At 55.3% G+C, this 14,198-nt stretch carries 19 protein-coding genes; 8 read left to right on the top strand and 11 right to left on the bottom strand.

Features of this window, described 5'->3' with window-relative positions; all coding sequences use genetic code 11:
* The first annotated feature begins 36 nt into the window (after positions 1 to 36).
* On the top strand, positions 37 to 1,107 hold the full coding sequence (gene splB, locus ACFO1S_RS04320) for a spore photoproduct lyase (RefSeq protein ID WP_204604432.1): 1,071 nt from the start codon (positions 37 to 39) through the stop codon (positions 1,105 to 1,107).
* Here the strand turns inward: splB and ACFO1S_RS04325 are convergent.
* The 5 genes from ACFO1S_RS04325 to metG all read right to left on the bottom strand — a co-directional run bounded on the left by ACFO1S_RS04325 (position 1,100) and on the right by metG (position 6,651).
* The gene (locus ACFO1S_RS04325) at positions 1,100 to 1,816 is read right to left on the bottom strand and encodes a cytochrome c biogenesis CcdA family protein (RefSeq protein WP_204604433.1); all 717 of its coding nucleotides are present in this window, start codon (positions 1,814 to 1,816) and stop codon (positions 1,100 to 1,102) included. The genes splB and ACFO1S_RS04325 overlap by 8 nt on opposite strands.
* Before the next feature lie 21 nt (positions 1,817 to 1,837).
* Positions 1,838 to 2,641: a metal ABC transporter permease gene (locus ACFO1S_RS04330; RefSeq protein WP_204604434.1), complete on the bottom strand. Its 804-nt coding sequence runs from the start codon at positions 2,639 to 2,641 to the stop codon at positions 1,838 to 1,840.
* Positions 2,642 to 2,647: 6 nt separating this feature from the next.
* Positions 2,648 to 3,418: a metal ABC transporter ATP-binding protein gene (locus tag ACFO1S_RS04335; protein ID WP_204604435.1), complete on the bottom strand. Its 771-nt coding sequence runs from the start codon at positions 3,416 to 3,418 to the stop codon at positions 2,648 to 2,650.
* 53 nt (positions 3,419 to 3,471) lie between these two features.
* Positions 3,472 to 4,503 (bottom strand): metal ABC transporter solute-binding protein, Zn/Mn family, encoded by a 1,032-nt coding sequence (locus ACFO1S_RS04340; RefSeq protein ID WP_204604436.1) that lies wholly within the window; start codon positions 4,501 to 4,503, stop codon positions 3,472 to 3,474.
* 120 nt (positions 4,504 to 4,623) lie between these two features.
* Positions 4,624 to 6,651, bottom strand: a complete 2,028-nt coding sequence (gene metG / locus ACFO1S_RS04345) for a methionine--tRNA ligase (protein WP_204604437.1) — start codon at positions 6,649 to 6,651, stop codon at positions 4,624 to 4,626.
* Positions 6,652 to 7,234: 583 nt separating this feature from the next.
* Between metG and ACFO1S_RS04350 the strand changes: the two genes are divergently transcribed.
* Entirely contained in the window at positions 7,235 to 7,387 is a 153-nt protein-coding gene (locus tag ACFO1S_RS04350) for a DUF1540 domain-containing protein (RefSeq protein WP_204604438.1), read from the top strand.
* A gap of 135 nt (positions 7,388 to 7,522) precedes the next feature.
* On the opposite strand, the gene yidD is transcribed toward ACFO1S_RS04350, so the two are convergent.
* Both yidD and ACFO1S_RS04360 read right to left on the bottom strand, forming a co-directional pair.
* Positions 7,523 to 7,771 carry a membrane protein insertion efficiency factor YidD gene (gene yidD / locus ACFO1S_RS04355; RefSeq protein WP_204604439.1) on the bottom strand — a complete coding sequence of 83 codons (249 nt, stop codon included), beginning with the start codon at positions 7,769 to 7,771 and terminating at the stop codon, positions 7,523 to 7,525.
* Positions 7,768 to 7,935: a hypothetical protein gene (locus ACFO1S_RS04360; protein WP_204604440.1), complete on the bottom strand. Its 168-nt coding sequence runs from the start codon at positions 7,933 to 7,935 to the stop codon at positions 7,768 to 7,770. The genes yidD and ACFO1S_RS04360 overlap by 4 nt, the downstream gene beginning before the upstream one ends.
* Before the next feature lie 160 nt (positions 7,936 to 8,095).
* On the opposite strand from ACFO1S_RS04360, the gene ACFO1S_RS04365 reads away from it, so the two are divergent.
* The gene (locus ACFO1S_RS04365; RefSeq protein ID WP_204604441.1) at positions 8,096 to 8,332 is read left to right on the top strand and encodes a hypothetical protein; all 237 of its coding nucleotides are present in this window, start codon (positions 8,096 to 8,098) and stop codon (positions 8,330 to 8,332) included.
* A 128-nt stretch (positions 8,333 to 8,460) separates the two neighbouring features.
* Here the strand turns inward: ACFO1S_RS04365 and ACFO1S_RS04370 are convergent, their stop codons facing one another.
* Positions 8,461 to 8,661 (bottom strand): hypothetical protein, encoded by a 201-nt coding sequence (locus ACFO1S_RS04370; RefSeq protein ID WP_204604442.1) that lies wholly within the window; start codon positions 8,659 to 8,661, stop codon positions 8,461 to 8,463.
* Positions 8,662 to 8,734: 73 nt separating this feature from the next.
* Entirely contained in the window at positions 8,735 to 9,196 is a 462-nt protein-coding gene (locus ACFO1S_RS04375; protein ID WP_204604443.1) for a hypothetical protein, read from the bottom strand.
* 180 nt (positions 9,197 to 9,376) lie between these two features.
* Here ACFO1S_RS04375 and ACFO1S_RS04380 point away from each other — a divergent pair, with 180 nt between their 5' ends.
* From ACFO1S_RS04380 to ACFO1S_RS04400, 5 genes are read left to right on the top strand one after another with little or no spacing between them, the layout of a single operon-like run.
* The gene (locus ACFO1S_RS04380) at positions 9,377 to 9,613 is read left to right on the top strand and encodes a spore germination protein (RefSeq protein WP_204604444.1); all 237 of its coding nucleotides are present in this window, start codon (positions 9,377 to 9,379) and stop codon (positions 9,611 to 9,613) included.
* Position 9,614: 1 nt separating this feature from the next.
* Positions 9,615 to 9,830: a spore germination protein GerPB gene (locus ACFO1S_RS04385; RefSeq protein WP_204604445.1), complete on the top strand. Its 216-nt coding sequence runs from the start codon at positions 9,615 to 9,617 to the stop codon at positions 9,828 to 9,830.
* Positions 9,831 to 9,846: 16 nt separating this feature from the next.
* On the top strand, positions 9,847 to 10,539 hold the full coding sequence (gene gerPC / locus ACFO1S_RS04390; protein ID WP_204604446.1) for a spore germination protein GerPC: 693 nt from the start codon (positions 9,847 to 9,849) through the stop codon (positions 10,537 to 10,539).
* Positions 10,536 to 10,742 (top strand): spore gernimation protein GerPD, encoded by a 207-nt coding sequence (locus ACFO1S_RS04395; protein ID WP_204604447.1) that lies wholly within the window; start codon positions 10,536 to 10,538, stop codon positions 10,740 to 10,742. Before gerPC ends, ACFO1S_RS04395 begins: the two co-directional genes overlap by 4 nt.
* Positions 10,739 to 11,122 (top strand): spore germination protein GerPE, encoded by a 384-nt coding sequence (locus ACFO1S_RS04400; RefSeq protein ID WP_204604448.1) that lies wholly within the window; start codon positions 10,739 to 10,741, stop codon positions 11,120 to 11,122. The genes ACFO1S_RS04395 and ACFO1S_RS04400 overlap by 4 nt, the downstream gene beginning before the upstream one ends.
* A gap of 339 nt (positions 11,123 to 11,461) precedes the next feature.
* Here the strand turns inward: ACFO1S_RS04400 and ACFO1S_RS04405 are convergent, their stop codons facing one another.
* The gene (locus ACFO1S_RS04405) at positions 11,462 to 13,147 is read right to left on the bottom strand and encodes a helix-turn-helix domain-containing protein (RefSeq protein ID WP_204604449.1); all 1,686 of its coding nucleotides are present in this window, start codon (positions 13,145 to 13,147) and stop codon (positions 11,462 to 11,464) included.
* A 408-nt stretch (positions 13,148 to 13,555) separates the two neighbouring features.
* A complete protein-coding gene (locus tag ACFO1S_RS04410) occupies positions 13,556 to 14,128 on the bottom strand; it encodes a zinc-ribbon domain-containing protein (RefSeq protein ID WP_204604450.1) in 573 nt (190 codons plus the stop codon).
* Between the last annotated feature and the right edge of the window lie 70 nt (positions 14,129 to 14,198).

The following is a 14,198-nucleotide window of genomic DNA, read 5'->3' on the forward strand; positions in this document are numbered from 1 at the left end:
GTCTGCATTCCAATCGACACAAGGAGGTCGACCCGAATGAGCGTCAAAGCAACGGATTCCCCGGCGCGCCAAGCAAAAGAAACCGGCCTATTCATTCCCGAGCTCGTCTACTTCGAGCCTGCCGCCCTCGATTATCCGAAGGGTCAACGTATTCTATCCTGGGTCAAGGAGCGCGGCCTGCCCTATCAAATGACCACTTCCCATAACCGGATTACGAATCTGCCCGGAGAGACGGAGCTGGAGCAATACAAAGTCGCCAAGCGCACCCTGGTCGTCGGCATTCGCAAGACGCTCAAGTTCGATACGTCCAAGCCTTCGGCGGAGTATGCGCTGCCTTTGGCTACCGGGTGCATGGGCCATTGCCATTATTGCTACCTGCAGACGACGCTGGGAGCCAAGCCGTACATCCGGGTCTATGTGAATACCGACGATATCTGGGAAGCGACGCGCAAGTATATTGAAGAACGCGCTCCCGAGATCACCCGGTTCGAAGCCGCCTGCACCTCCGACCCGATCGGCCTGGAGCATCTGACGGGCTCTCTGGCGGAGGCGATCTGGTTCATGGCCGACCAGCCGCTGGGCCGATTGCGATTCGTCACCAAATATCATCATGTCGATTCGTTGCTGCCGCTTCGTCATAACGGTCATACGCGAATTAGATTCAGCGTTAACGCGGATTACGTCATTCGCAGCTTCGAGCCCGCAACCTCCCGCTTCCACGAACGCATCGAAGCCGCCGGTAAAATCGGTCGCGCAGGTTACCCTCTCGGCTTCATCATCGCACCGATTATTTGGTACGACGGCTGGCAGGATGGATATGCCGAGCTTCTCGCCAGGCTCGCGAACGCGCTTCCCGAGGAGGCCACGCGGGATTTGACCTTCGAGCTTATCCAGCATCGTTACACGAAAACGGCCAAGGCCGTCATCGAGAAAAGGTATCCCAAATCCAAGCTGGAGATGGACGAAGCCAAACGAAAGAAAAAATGGGGCCGCTGGGGCCAGCACAAGTATGTCTATCCCGACGAACAAGCGGAAGCGCTCCGCGAGTATATCACGGAGCGCATCTTCGAGCATTTTCCGGCAGCCCGGCTGGAATATTTCACATAATATCGAACAGCCACTTCGGAGTAACGCTTTGCAGCCAGATCGTAATCTGCGTCATCTTGTCGGTGAACAGAAGCAAGCCCATGACAATCATCAACGCGCCGCCGATCTTCATGAGCGCATTGGAATACTTCAGAATCCATCTCGCGGTGCCGAGGAAAAAGGCCAGCACGAAAAACGGAACCGCAAACCCCAGCGAATAGGCCGTCGTCAACCCCGCCCATGTGCCGGGGTTGCTTGCCGACAGAAGCAAGATCGAGCCGAGAATCGGACCTACGCAAGGAGACCAGCCTGCGGAAAAGCCGATTCCGAAGATGAAGGAGCCCAGGTACCCTCCGGGCTTCCACTTCATGTTAAGCTTGCGCTCCTTCATCAATAGCTGCGGCTGGAAGACGCCCATCAGGAACAAGCCCATCAACACGATAAAAATGGCCGATATTTTACGAATCGTATCCTGGTAATCCCGGAAAACGTCGGTGAAGACGTTCGTCCCGTAAGCCAAAGCAAAGAAAACGGAGGAAAAGCCGAGAATGAAGAAGAAAGTATGGCTCATTGTTTTGACGCGCATGCTGCGGCTCGTATCCGTCTTGATCTGATTGACGGAGACGCCCGTTATGTAAGACAAGTAAGCCGGATACAAGGGCAGGCAGCAAGGCGAGATGAAGGAAACGAGTCCCGCCGTGAAGGCAATGCCCACGTTTAGATCTGCCATATCATTGGAACCTCCTTTTCCCTAAGTCCGCACGAATCGGGTCGAGGCGAGCGCCACGACCAGAATGCCGATCAGCAGCAGCACAATCGTCCCGCCCGGCGCCAGGTTGGCGATGCCTGCGATCCATAGCCCCGCCATCACAGCAATCTCCCCGATCACCACAACAAGAATGACTGCCTGCTTGAAGCTTCTGGACAAGGCAAGGCTGCAAGCTGCGGGAATCGTCAGCAGCGCCGACACAAGCAGCGCGCCGACGATTTTGATTGCCACACTGATGACTAGCGCCGTAAGTATACTAAGCATAATATTAAAATACTTCATAGGCAAACCGCTGACAGCCGCCGCATCCTCATCGAAGGTGACGAGAAACAGCTCCTTCTTGTGGATGAGCACTATCGACAGCACGATGACCGTCACACCGGCAATCACGTAAATATCCTGATAATCCAGCGTATAGATGCTTCCGAACAAATAGGAGGTTACGCTCTGATTAAAGCCTTTGCCCAGCGTAAACAGCAAAGAAGCCAGCGCAATGCCTCCCGACATGATAATGGCAAGCGACAGCTCGGCATACGTGCGGTACGTGCGGCGCAGCGCCTCAATGGCGAAGGATGCGGCAATGGCGAACACTAGGCCGACAGCCACCGGATAGACGTGCATCAGGAATCCGAGCGCCACTCCGGCAATGCTCACATGAGCCAGTGTGTCGCCGATCATGGCTAACCGTCTCAAGACGAGAAACAGCCCCATCAGGGGAGCGGTAATCGCGATAAGGGCGCCTCCAATGAGCGCCCGTTGAAAAAATTCCATCGATAACAATTCCAAGCCCCTTTAACCTTCCTTCCGCAGCGAGTGCAGCAAATCCGTTCCCCGGCAATCTTCCAAATCGTGCGAGTGACGGACGTAGAAGCTGAGCTTGCCGACCTTCTCCTTAGGCTCCTCGCCCAAATAAGAACGCACCATATCCATGTCGTGGGACACCATGAGGAACGTAATGTTGTGTCTCTGATGCATATGCTGGATCATTTGAAAAAAATTGTGCTGCGTCTCGATATCGATGCCTGTCAGGGGCTCGTCCAGAATAAGCAGCTTCGGATTGTTGATCAGCGCCCTTGCCAGGAATACACGCTGCTGCTGACCGCCGGACAGCGCGCCGATCCGCTTGTTGCCCAGATCCTCGATTTTCAACGCGGCGAGCGCGTCCTCGCATCGTTCGACATCTTCTCTGGACAGGCGGCGGAACAGCTTTTTCCGTCCGTAAAGTCCGGACAAGACCACCTCTCTGACCGTAGCCGGGAACAGCGGATTGAAATGGCTTCGCTGCGGAACATATCCGATCAGGTTCCAATCCTTGAATTGTCCGGCAGGCGTTCCGAACAGCGTCACGGAGCCCTTCTGCGGACGAGCCAAGCCGACGATCATGCGAAGCAGCGTTGTTTTGCCCGCCCCGTTGGAGCCGATCAGGCCCACGAAGTCCCGCTCCATAATCGTAAACGATACGCCTTGAAGAATGCTCTGGGAGTCGTAGGAGAACGACACCCCATCCAGCTTGACGATTTCCTGATGGCATCCCGCCTGAATCGCGCTTGCCGCACCGCTCATTAAGGGCTCTCCTTTCGCGGGGATAATCAATCTCCCAATCCTTCTATGTTAGTTCACTGCAGCGCCTTCTGCAAGTTTTCCAAATTCCGCTCCATCAGCGTGAAATAATCGTCCCCCGCTTTTTCCTGCTCCGAGGTGAGTCCCTCAAGCGGATTAAGCACAAGCGTGTCCACCCGGGCCTCTCGCGCCAACGTATCCGCCAGCTGCGGGGAGACCAGCTCTTCAAAAAAGATATAGGGAATTTGATGCTCCTTAACGAAGTTCGCGATTCCCAGCAGATCCTGTGCTCTCGGCTCCGCTTCGGGAGACAGCCCCATAATCGCAATTTGATTCAGATTATAGTCCCGGCACAGGTACCCGAACGCTTGGTGGGACACGACGATATCGCGGCGCTCATAGCCGGACAGCTGCTGCGTGAACTTGGAATCCAACTCCTTAAGCCGCTCCTCCAAAGACGCGAAGCTCTTCTCGTAATCGGCTTGATGCTCCGGATCGGCCTTTACGTAAGCGTCGCGGATATTGGCAGCCATGATGAGCGCAGACCGCGGGCTCGTCCAGGTGTGCGGGTCGACATCCAGGTCGGAGTGGCTATGCCCCTCCTCTTCATGCGCTCCCCCTTCTTCTTCGGCAGGCTGATCCTCAGCTTTGTGTCCGTGTTCGCCTTCGGCCTCATGCCCATGCTCCTCTTCGAGCGCATGCTCATGATTGCCTTGAATTAAGGTAATGCCTTTGCTGGCTTCGATGGCAAGCACCTGGCTATCGGAGCCCAGTCCGTTCAGAAAATGATCGACCCAGCCCTCTAGGCCGGCTCCGTGATAGAGAAAGAGCTGCGCTTTGGACGCGGCTTCCAGGTCGCGGCTCTTCGGCGTCCAGTCGTGCGGCTCGACGCCTGTCGCGACCAGATTTACGACATGCGCATGATCTCCGCCGATTTCCTTCGCAAAATAATACAGAGGGTAGAAGCTCGTCACGACGTTGACTTTGCCCTCCGCTTGATTGGACGAATTATTTTTGCCGCAACCGGCCAAAGCCGCCATCGCGAGGATCAGCATTAGGATGAGCAGCTTCTTGGATGATGGTTTCATAGTCGACTCCTTAATCGTAATAATTTTTATTAACAATCCGATTATAGGTTCCGTGACGACGGCTGTCAACTATGAACTTAAGACGCCCTCCGCGAGCGGAGGGCGTGCATACAGACCGATCTATTTTACTAGCGCTCCGTTCGGCATGTTCTCCGGCACGGTAGCCAGCGTCAGTTGCTCTCCTTGAGAAGCCGCGAGGATCATCCCCTGCGACATCTCGCCGCGCAGCTTCACCGGCTTCAGATTGGTTACGCAGATAACCTTGCGGCCGATCAGCTCTTCCGGCTTGTAGAACTTGGCGATGCCGGATACGACCTGCCGCTTCTCGAAGCCAAGATCAAGCTGAAGCTTGAGCAGCTTGTCGGCCTTCGGAATCGGCTCGCATGCGAGCACCTGCGCCACGCGCAGCTCGACCTTCATGAAGTCGTCGATAGTAATTTCCGGCGCGAGCTCAGGAACCTCCGCCGCCGCTTGTACGGATTCCGCGCCGGCTCCGTCAGACTGCGGCTGCTCCGCATCCGCGGCCGCTTTTCCGCCCATAGAGCCGGAGATCCACGCCACTTCGTCCTTCAGCTCCAGACGAGGGAAAATGGGATCGCTCTTGGCGATCTTCGCGCCGGATAGCTTTGCGCCGAATTCGCTAACGCTCGCCCAAGAGGTAAGCTCCCCTTCCTCAATGCCAAGCTGCTCCCAGATACGGCGCGGCGTATGCGTAAGGAACGGCTGGATCAAGATCGAGACGATGCGGAGGCTCTCCGCCAGATGCCCCATCACGGATGCCAATGCAGGGCGGTCTCCCTCTTCCTTCGCCAATGCCCACGGCTTTGTCTCGTCAATGTACTTGTTCGTACGGCCGACAAGCGCCCAGATCGCCGCCAGCGCCACGGAAAACTCCATATTCTCCAGCGCCGCTTCCGCTTTCTCGACCGTAGACGACGCCATTCGTTCAAGCTCGATGTCGAACTCGGTTGTCCCTAGAGCGAACTCGGGCAGGACGCCTTCGAAATACTTGTCGATCATGGCGACCGTTCGGTTCAACAGATTGCCGAGATCGTTCGCCAGATCGTAATTGATTCGCTCGACGAAATTTTCCGGCGTGAAGGCGCCGTCCGCGCCGAACGGCACCTCGCGAAGCAGGTAATACCGAACGGCGTCCAGGCCGTAGCGGTCGATCAGCTTGAGCGGATCAACGACATTGCCTTTGGACTTGGACATCTTGCCGTCCTTCATCAGCAGCCAGCCGTGGGCGAACACCTTTTCCGGCAACGGAAGGCCCAGAGCCATCAGCATAATCGGCCAATAAATCGTATGGAACCTGACGATTTCCTTGCCCACCAGATGAACGCTGGCCGGCCAGAATTGGCGATAAGCCTCGTCCTTGTCCGTACCGTAGCCGAGCGCCGTAATGTAATTGGACAACGCGTCGATCCACACATAGATCACATGCTTGGGATCTCCGGGTACCGGAATGCCCCAGCTGAAGGTCGTGCGCGACACGGCCAGGTCCTCCAGCCCGGGCTTGATGAAATTGTTAATCATCTCCGTCTTGCGGGATTCCGGCTGAATAAAGTCGGGATGCTCCTCATAATAGGCAAGAAGCCTATCCGCATACTTGCTCATGCGGAAGAAATACGACTCCTCCTTGACGAGCTCTACGGCATGGCCGCTTTCCGGACTTTTGCCCCCTATGACCTCGCCGTTCTCCCCCCGCACGATGTCCGTCAATTGCGATTCCGTATAGTAGGTTTCATCCGGGATGCTGTACCAGCCTTCGTATTCTCCCTTGTAGATATCTCCCTGCTCCAGCAGCTTCGCGAAAATTTCCTGAACAACCTTCGTATGCCTCGGCTCCGTCGTGCGAATGAAATCGTCATTCGACACTTCCAGCTTGCCCCAAAGCTCCTTGATGCCCACGACAATATCGTCGACGAATTGCTGCGGCGTTTTGCCCGCTTCCTGCGCTTTTCTCTCGATCTTCTGCCCGTGCTCGTCCGTTCCGGTTAAATAGCGCACGCTGTACCCGCGAAGCCTCTTGTAGCGGGCCATGGCATCTCCGGCCACCGTCGTGTAAGCATGTCCGATATGCAGCTTGTCGCTCGGATAGTAAATCGGCGTCGTAATATAAAACGTTTTGTTCGCTTCCGTCATTCCTGCTCATCTCCTTCTCGCGTCAAAAAAATACAAAAAGCCCCCGTCCGTATGGGACGAGAGCTGTAACTCACGCGGTACCACCCAATTTCCTTCCGCAGGCTGCTCGCCGACGAAAGCTCATGAAGACGATCGTTAACGCCGATCGCGCGTCGCCCCTCAAGAAAAAACGCTGCGCTGCGCGTCTTTCCGCTCAGGATCGAATCCTCCGGGACCATCTTCCAAAGTCGCTCTATACCGGTTCGCAGCTTCCCCGGCTCTCTGCGATAGCGCGTTCCCTTGTACTTATCCGTTCACAGGAAATGGATATAAGGTTCTCACCGCAAAATATAACCGAACGAGAGAGGTCATGTCAAGTGCGCGTAGTCCTTATTTCCTATACACGAAATCTCGCCTACCGTATTTTTTTGTTTCGGACAAGGTAATGTCGTTTGCCTGCGGAGGAAAAATCTGATATGCTTAACCTGAATCTATTAAACCGCAGACAAACAACCTCTTCCATTAGAAGAGGTAACCTTCAGGACAAGCTGCAACTTCTCCTGATTGTGTTGTTTTCTCGGTATCGAAAGCGAGGTGAAACCCCATGGCTAAAGATGTTCGTTGCGAAGTTAATTCTTGCCGGTACTGGGCCGATGAGAACCAATGCAGAGCCGAAACGATCTTTATTACGAAGCACATCGCAAGCGAGGCTGCTAATTCCGTAGAAACAGACTGCGGAACTTTCGAAACCAAGTAGGCCGAAGCCTGTAAGACGCATGAAGGAGGAACGTTTACGTTCCTTCTTTTCTTTTTGTATTATAACAATAATGATAATTATTATCAAGATTTTTGTTAAAAGTCTCTCTTCTCCGCGCGTAACGCCGGTTCCGCTCTACTCTCGCATGGGTTTCGCAGGCTTCGCTTCCGGCACGGGATCGAAGCCTCCCGGATGAAACGGATGGCATTTGCATATTCTCCTCACAGCCAGGTACGAGCCTTTGGCGGGCCCGTGCACCTCGATCGCTTCAAGCGCATATGCCGAGCAGGTCGGCAAAAACCGGCAGGTAGGGGGCTTAAGCGGCGAAATAAACTTGCGATAGAATCGGATCGGCGCCTGCAGCGCCTTGCGCGCCATACTCATTGGAGCCCCGCTTCCGGCGCCGCAGTCGGGGAACCCTCGCCGCAACCGCTCACCTCGAAATCGTCTGAGATTTCACGACCTAATCGAACCCGCAGTTCCCGCCGCTTCGTCCTTCGCAGCCCACTCCGGAGCATTCGCCGCATCGCTTCTTCCGTCATTCTCATGATAAACCCTCCCGCCGAGCCATCCTTTCTTCTTAATATGCCGGAAACGCGCACCCTCGTCAAACAACCCGCAATGTGGGCGAGCCCGTAGGCCTCTGAACAGTCAACCGCCAATCTCCGCCGTATAATGTACAACACCCCAAGGAAGGAGCAAGTTCCTATGTCCGATTGTCCGAAATGCAACAGCAAGGCGGTCTACGATCCGCCGCAAACCGTATTTGAAGACTACTATCACCCGCAGCATGTAGATGTCGTTCACCAGGTTCAGGTAATTCGGCGCCATCACTGTGTTCCGGTCTATCACCATACGACAACCGTGTCCGTCAAGGACGTGTTCTGCGGCGATTTCGAGGGCCAGAACGCCCGCACCGCCAGTCTGAGAGGAAAACGGAGATAACGCCGACGTCCAATCCGACAAAAATGCCCCGAGCGCGCGAGCCATTCCTCTGCGCCGGGGCATTGTCGCATCTCAAAAAAAAGAGCCGCTCCACGAACGTCAGTCGCGAACCGCCTCTCTTGTTCCGCTCAGGAAAACCACGTATTTACGACAAGCACCATCGTCACGAACGAAAGCCCGGAGAGCCCCAGGTAGATGCCTCCCTGCCTTTTCTTCAATTGGAAAAAACGCAGAACGCCCAAGCTCAAGAACGACCCGATCAGCATTATGAAAATAACCCCGGAAATAAACAATCCCGCCGACACCTCAGACACATTCACCAAATCCACTGCCTTGCCTCCTTCGAGCATCCCGACTCCGCCGACGCCGTTTCTTTGCTTTCTCTAAAAGCATTATAACGGTTTAATTCTGGATAAACAATTCATATTCCGACTTTTCAAGAGGCTTGCGCTTAAAGCGGACAAGCAGCTCCCGCTCCTTCTTCATCACGGCTTTGCCCGACCTGGCATAGACCAGATAAGGAAAACGCACCACCCGCTTCTTGTCCCCCGGCAAGCCGCTCAATCGGAGATGCTCCGAAGTCGCAAACAATCGCAATTGCTTGATATCGGTATCGGGGAGCAAGCCGATCTTGACATCGACATATTTGGCCCCTTGCTTCAATTCCACCTGCACAGGGCTTCGCGCCTGAATGCGCGCGGCCGATTTGGACTGTCGCATCATCTTCTGAATGTAATCGTTCAGCCAACCGGAATCCTCTCTCCGATCCCAATTTTCCGCGAGCTCCCAAGGAATATCCTTGCCGAGCCACTGCTGAATATCCTTCCAGTCCGGAAGCGGCCCGCTGTCGAAAAAAGAACTCATCTCCGTCCCTCCCCGCTCAAGTCGCCCGCGCCGGAGCTCGCTCCGAACGCCGTTTTCTCCAGCATATGTAGAGCGTTCGCCCCCCGTGCCCAAAGCCCCGTGCTAAAACCTCGCAGAACCTCTGGGCATCCGCCTTCATACATTGTTTGGAGAGCCCACAGCGAAGGAGTCGTTATGCCCATGCCATGCATCATCGGCAATGTCAAAATCCTGAGCATAGGCGGAAGCGGCGTCGTTCAGTTTGGGGACGCCCTCCAGATCTCCCCTTCCAGCATTTCCAAAACCTATGCCGGCTCCGGTTCCTTCTTGACCGGCGATTTGTCCAGAAGCAACAACGCCATCAGCGCAACGAACACGAATGACCCGGATGTACAGGATTCTTCCGAAAATAACATCGGGAACTCGGGGGTTGTTTAGATTGAACTGGAACATTAACCAGACGATATCCATCGGACAACTTCGAATAGAAGGCATCACCAATTCATCCGTCCTGCAAATCGGAAGCGCGGGAAGCATCCAATCGCTATCGCAGCTCTACAATACGGGCGGCTTCACAGAGCCCGCGCCGGAGCTAAGCGAGATTGGCATGGCCAACAGCGCCCTGTCGCTCGTCCCTCTGCCGAATCCGACATAAGCGAGGTGCAGCAATCATGCAGCCGAATTCCCGCAACGGAGTTCCCCCGAGCTTTCAGCCTCCTCCATATCCCGCGCCCTCGCAGGTCTACGCATCCGCGAATGGTTGGGGAGACTGGATGCAGCGCATCTGTAATCTGGAATTCAAGGTCCAGCAGCTGACAGAGCAGTTGGCCAGCCAGCAGAGGCAATTGGATGACCTCAAGGGCAAACCGCCCGTCCATGTCGAATACCATTTCGACCAGCTCAAGGTTAATCGGCTGGAGGGCACGCTTAACGTCGGCATTACGCCGCAAGGCATTCAAGGGATCGAATCCTTCGAAGCGCCCGACCCTTCCTGCTGGAAGGTCACGAACGACACCCCTGACGCCGCGCTCGTCCCCCTGCAACAGCTCCAAGGGGAGATGGCGAACTATATGGATACCGAATCTCGCGCCTTGCTGATGGAGCTGGAGAAGCAATATTCCGTCACGCTGGACGATGCTCACCGACGCCGAATTACGGACGACGTAAAGCACCAGTTGAACGAACGCGTTCATTACTACGCCAGAAAAGAAGCCTATCCGGCCAATGGCTCGGAGGAGGAGCAGCTTAAGTGGCGGGACAGCATCCGGCAAAAAACGATCCACGATATTCAAGGAGCTTTCTCAGCGTATCTAAGCAAGCAGCAAAAGCAGGAACAAGCCGAACAAAGGAGGTCGAAGCCATGACGACACCGATATCGCTGCATGTCACCAACGGTCCCGTATGTGTAGATTGCATCCGCCTGCTGGGTATATCCAGCTCGTCGGCCCTGCTCCTCGGGGATACGGAATCGATATCGCTTTATTCCTATTTCGACACGCCGCCGGAATCCGTTATCGTCTCTCCGCTGGCTCCTTTGCCTGCTCCGCAAGCGGAGGCGTCCGAATGAGCCTGTCCTGCAGAAGCGTAACGATAGCGACCCTTTATGTGAACACGGTCAGCTCTTCGGGTATTGTGCATCTCGGCGACGGCGAAGGAACGGATATGGACTCCAAGGCTTTAGCCGTACAGCAGGCGATCACCAATTACACAGAGGACGAATTCTATCTGGAATCCTATCCTCTCTTCTACTTGCCGAAGCTCACTTTGAAGCCCTGCTCCCCCGTGCGCTTTAGCAGCGTCTCTCCCTGGCCTACCCTCCGGGTCGGAGCTCTCTATTCGCTCGGCGTATCCAGCTCCTCGATTCTGCGAGCGGGATGCAGCGGCCCCGTGCAAGGCGAATCCCGCATCAAGCATTTCCGCTACTTCAATCAGCTGAATCCGCGCTGATCAGGATTATTCGCCCTGCCGGTACAAACGTACAGGAGTCCTTTGGCCTCCCGTCATATGCTGTCATTGTGATTCGCCATCACAACCACAACCACACGGGAGGTTATCAACGATGGGTTATCCGGTTGCAGGTGTAGGTACGGGCTGCGGTTGCGGTCCAGTGACAGGCGGCATGAGTGCGGCCGCATTCGTCCTGGTTCTCTTTATTCTTCTGGTTATCATCCTTCGCGCTGGCTGGTGCTGATCACTCCCGTTTCGGAATGATCAACCCCATCGCAACGAGAAAGAGCGAGGACGACGGCTTGATGCCTGTCATCCTCGCTCTTTCTCTGCCGACGCTCAGCCGGGCGTCCCGCCTGGCGTGATCTGACCCAGCTTTAGCGCCAGATGAAGCTGCAGACGATCCTCGGGATCGTCAAGAGATACGTTCAGAATCGCCTGAATTTTCTCCAGCCGGTAGACGATCGTATTATAATGGGCAAATAGCCTTTCGGATGTCAGCTTAATGTTGCCGTTGCATCGGAAGAACATTTCCAGCGTTTCCATCAGCCGGCCTCCGCCCTTGCGATCCGCCAACTGGAGCGGCAATGCGTAGCGGTTCAGGAATTGCTCCCGCTCCTCGCCGGAAGGAATCAGATATAGCAGCGAGTACACGCCCAGCTTATCGTATAGCACCGTCTCGCCCGTCAAGCCGCACACTTCGGCGACCTGCCGAGCCCTCTTGGCCTGCGCCCAGCTTGCTTGCAGCCCCTCGGAGCGATGGGCGATCCGGCCGGCATACAGCCGAGCTTCGGGTTCGCCGAGCAGCGCCTTCAGCTTCTCCAGCAGCTCGGTCAGGAGGCTGGCGAACGCCTCCTCGCCGTCGTTCTCGCCCGGCTTCTCCTGTGCTATCGGCAGCACCAACGCCAGATCCTCACCCATTGAGGCCGCAAGCAGCTCGCCAGTCTCTCGGAGCGTCTCCAGACGCAATCGACGGGACATTTCGCGCAGCCGCTCCCCCGAGTCGGCCGATTGCACGCCGATCAGAACCGCGCAGACCGGCGTTCCTTCGGGGATCGGACAACCGCTCACTTCGGCCCGAAGCTTCCAGTCCGTCTCCGATACGATCTTGCCCGAGAGCCAATCTTGCAGGAAATGATCCAGATATTTGCCCTCGACTTCCCGAACCGCCTCGACATTGGCAAGCTCCAGCCCGACAAGCGAAGCCATGCGATCTATGCTTAACGTATCCAATAATTCCAGGCTGCGATTGCGCTCCAGAACCGCCAAGCTTGCCTGCTTCCCTCTCTGAGCAGGCACTGGCTTGACATAGATGCGACAAGCGTTCGGCAGCAACGCATAGCCGTCGTTGGAGGCTTTGCCAATCTGCCGATAGGTCAACGATTGCAGAAGTGGCCACATTTCAACCGATTCGGCCTCTCTCAGCTCCTGAGACAACCAGGTCTTATCCTGCTCCCGAACGACAACGACGGGGTTGCCGAGCATCGTTTCCATGGCATCCAGAAAAGCGTGGAAGCCGTTCCCTTCGAGAAGCAGCCTCGTCATTCGCTGCAGACGTTCATTGAGTTCGACCAGCAGATCGGCTCCTTGGGACACTATCCTTTCCGCGACGACTCCCGGCAGATCCGCCAATTCCAGATTGGCGGGCAGCTGCAGCAGAGGCATCCCGTATTTATCCGCCCATTCGCAGATTTCCGCCGACCTTGCGCCAAGGCTGCAGTTGTCCGCCAGACCGATAGCTGAAATCCCCCGTTTGGCGAGCTCCGGTATATAGCTTCGCAGCCAGTCGGCGCCATTGTGCCCCGAATAACCGGATAGCACCAGCAATTCCCTGGAGCCCGCCCATGCCACTGCATCCGCCGCTTCCGCCACATTAACGCGGGAGATAGGGCGATAGACGTTCCGCTCTCCCGCCAGCACCCCCGTCCCTCTCATGAAGGGCAGGGATATCAGTTCCCTTAAAGTAAATCTCGTTTCATCCGAACGGCTTCCTTCAATAATCTTCTGGTGCGGCATCATGGCCATATGACTGCCTCCTTCTTTGAAGCCCCATCCTCAGGAATGGCGCTGTCCGCAATCTGCTACACGCTATAACATCAACATCTTATCGGTCAGGTAATATAACGCAAATCAAGCTCTAAAAACGACTTTTAATTCATATGTTATATAATATAACATAAATGAGCGAATGTTTTTATCTACTTTCCCAGTTTATTTTCAAATTTTCTTGCCCATACTTTCCAGACCTGATCATTCGCTGCGTTTCAATAAGTGAATTAACGTTACACCGCTATCGGAATTCCCAATCGCATAAGAGCCGAGGGGACTGCTTTTGATTGGAGAATATGACGGCCGAGCGGTTTATGAGCGCAGCAAAAAAAGATCAGCTCCGCCATTTCACGGCAGAGCTGATCTTGATTGTAGAGCAACACTTTATCGAGTCGACTGACCGCACGCAGGACAATAATGACTATCCCCGTAAAGCGGCGTTCCGCAGTTGACGCACACCTGGCGCTGATCCGCGCGCGAAGCTTCGGATTTCTCCAGCTCCACCGCCGTTGCGCCCGCCTCCTCTGCTGCCTCTTCATCCGCCGGTTGCGGTTCGGCCTGAATCGGCTCCTCCTCCGGAACGACCGGCTCCGGAGCCGGAAACGGATGTCCGCAGGATGGGCAGAACCGCGTATCCTCGCTCACCCGTTTCCCGCACACGCAATCCTTCTCGTTGCGGATCGATTTGATGCGCGCGTCCAGAGCGACGATCTCCTCTTGAATTCGGGAAATCTCCTCGCATCGCGGCATTACCTTGGCTTCCGCGGTGGATAGATCGTGCGCCAAAAACCCCTCATATACCGATTCGCCGATCATGGCGTATAATTTGTCGATTTCCTTGCGCTTGCCGGAGATTTGAGAATTCAGCTTTGTAATCTCCACGGTCTGCTGGGCCTTCTCCGTCGCCGTCGTTACCCCTTTACTAACCGAATCCGTAATTTTCTTGAAAAAGCTCATCCTGCCCTCTCCTCTCTATGCCTATATTATCTCATACGGGGATGGATTAAACATGGTTCCATAAGCCTTA

This window comes from Cohnella boryungensis, from assembly GCF_042651945.1.
Classification (GTDB): Bacteria; Bacillota; Bacilli; order Paenibacillales; family Paenibacillaceae; genus Cohnella; species Cohnella boryungensis.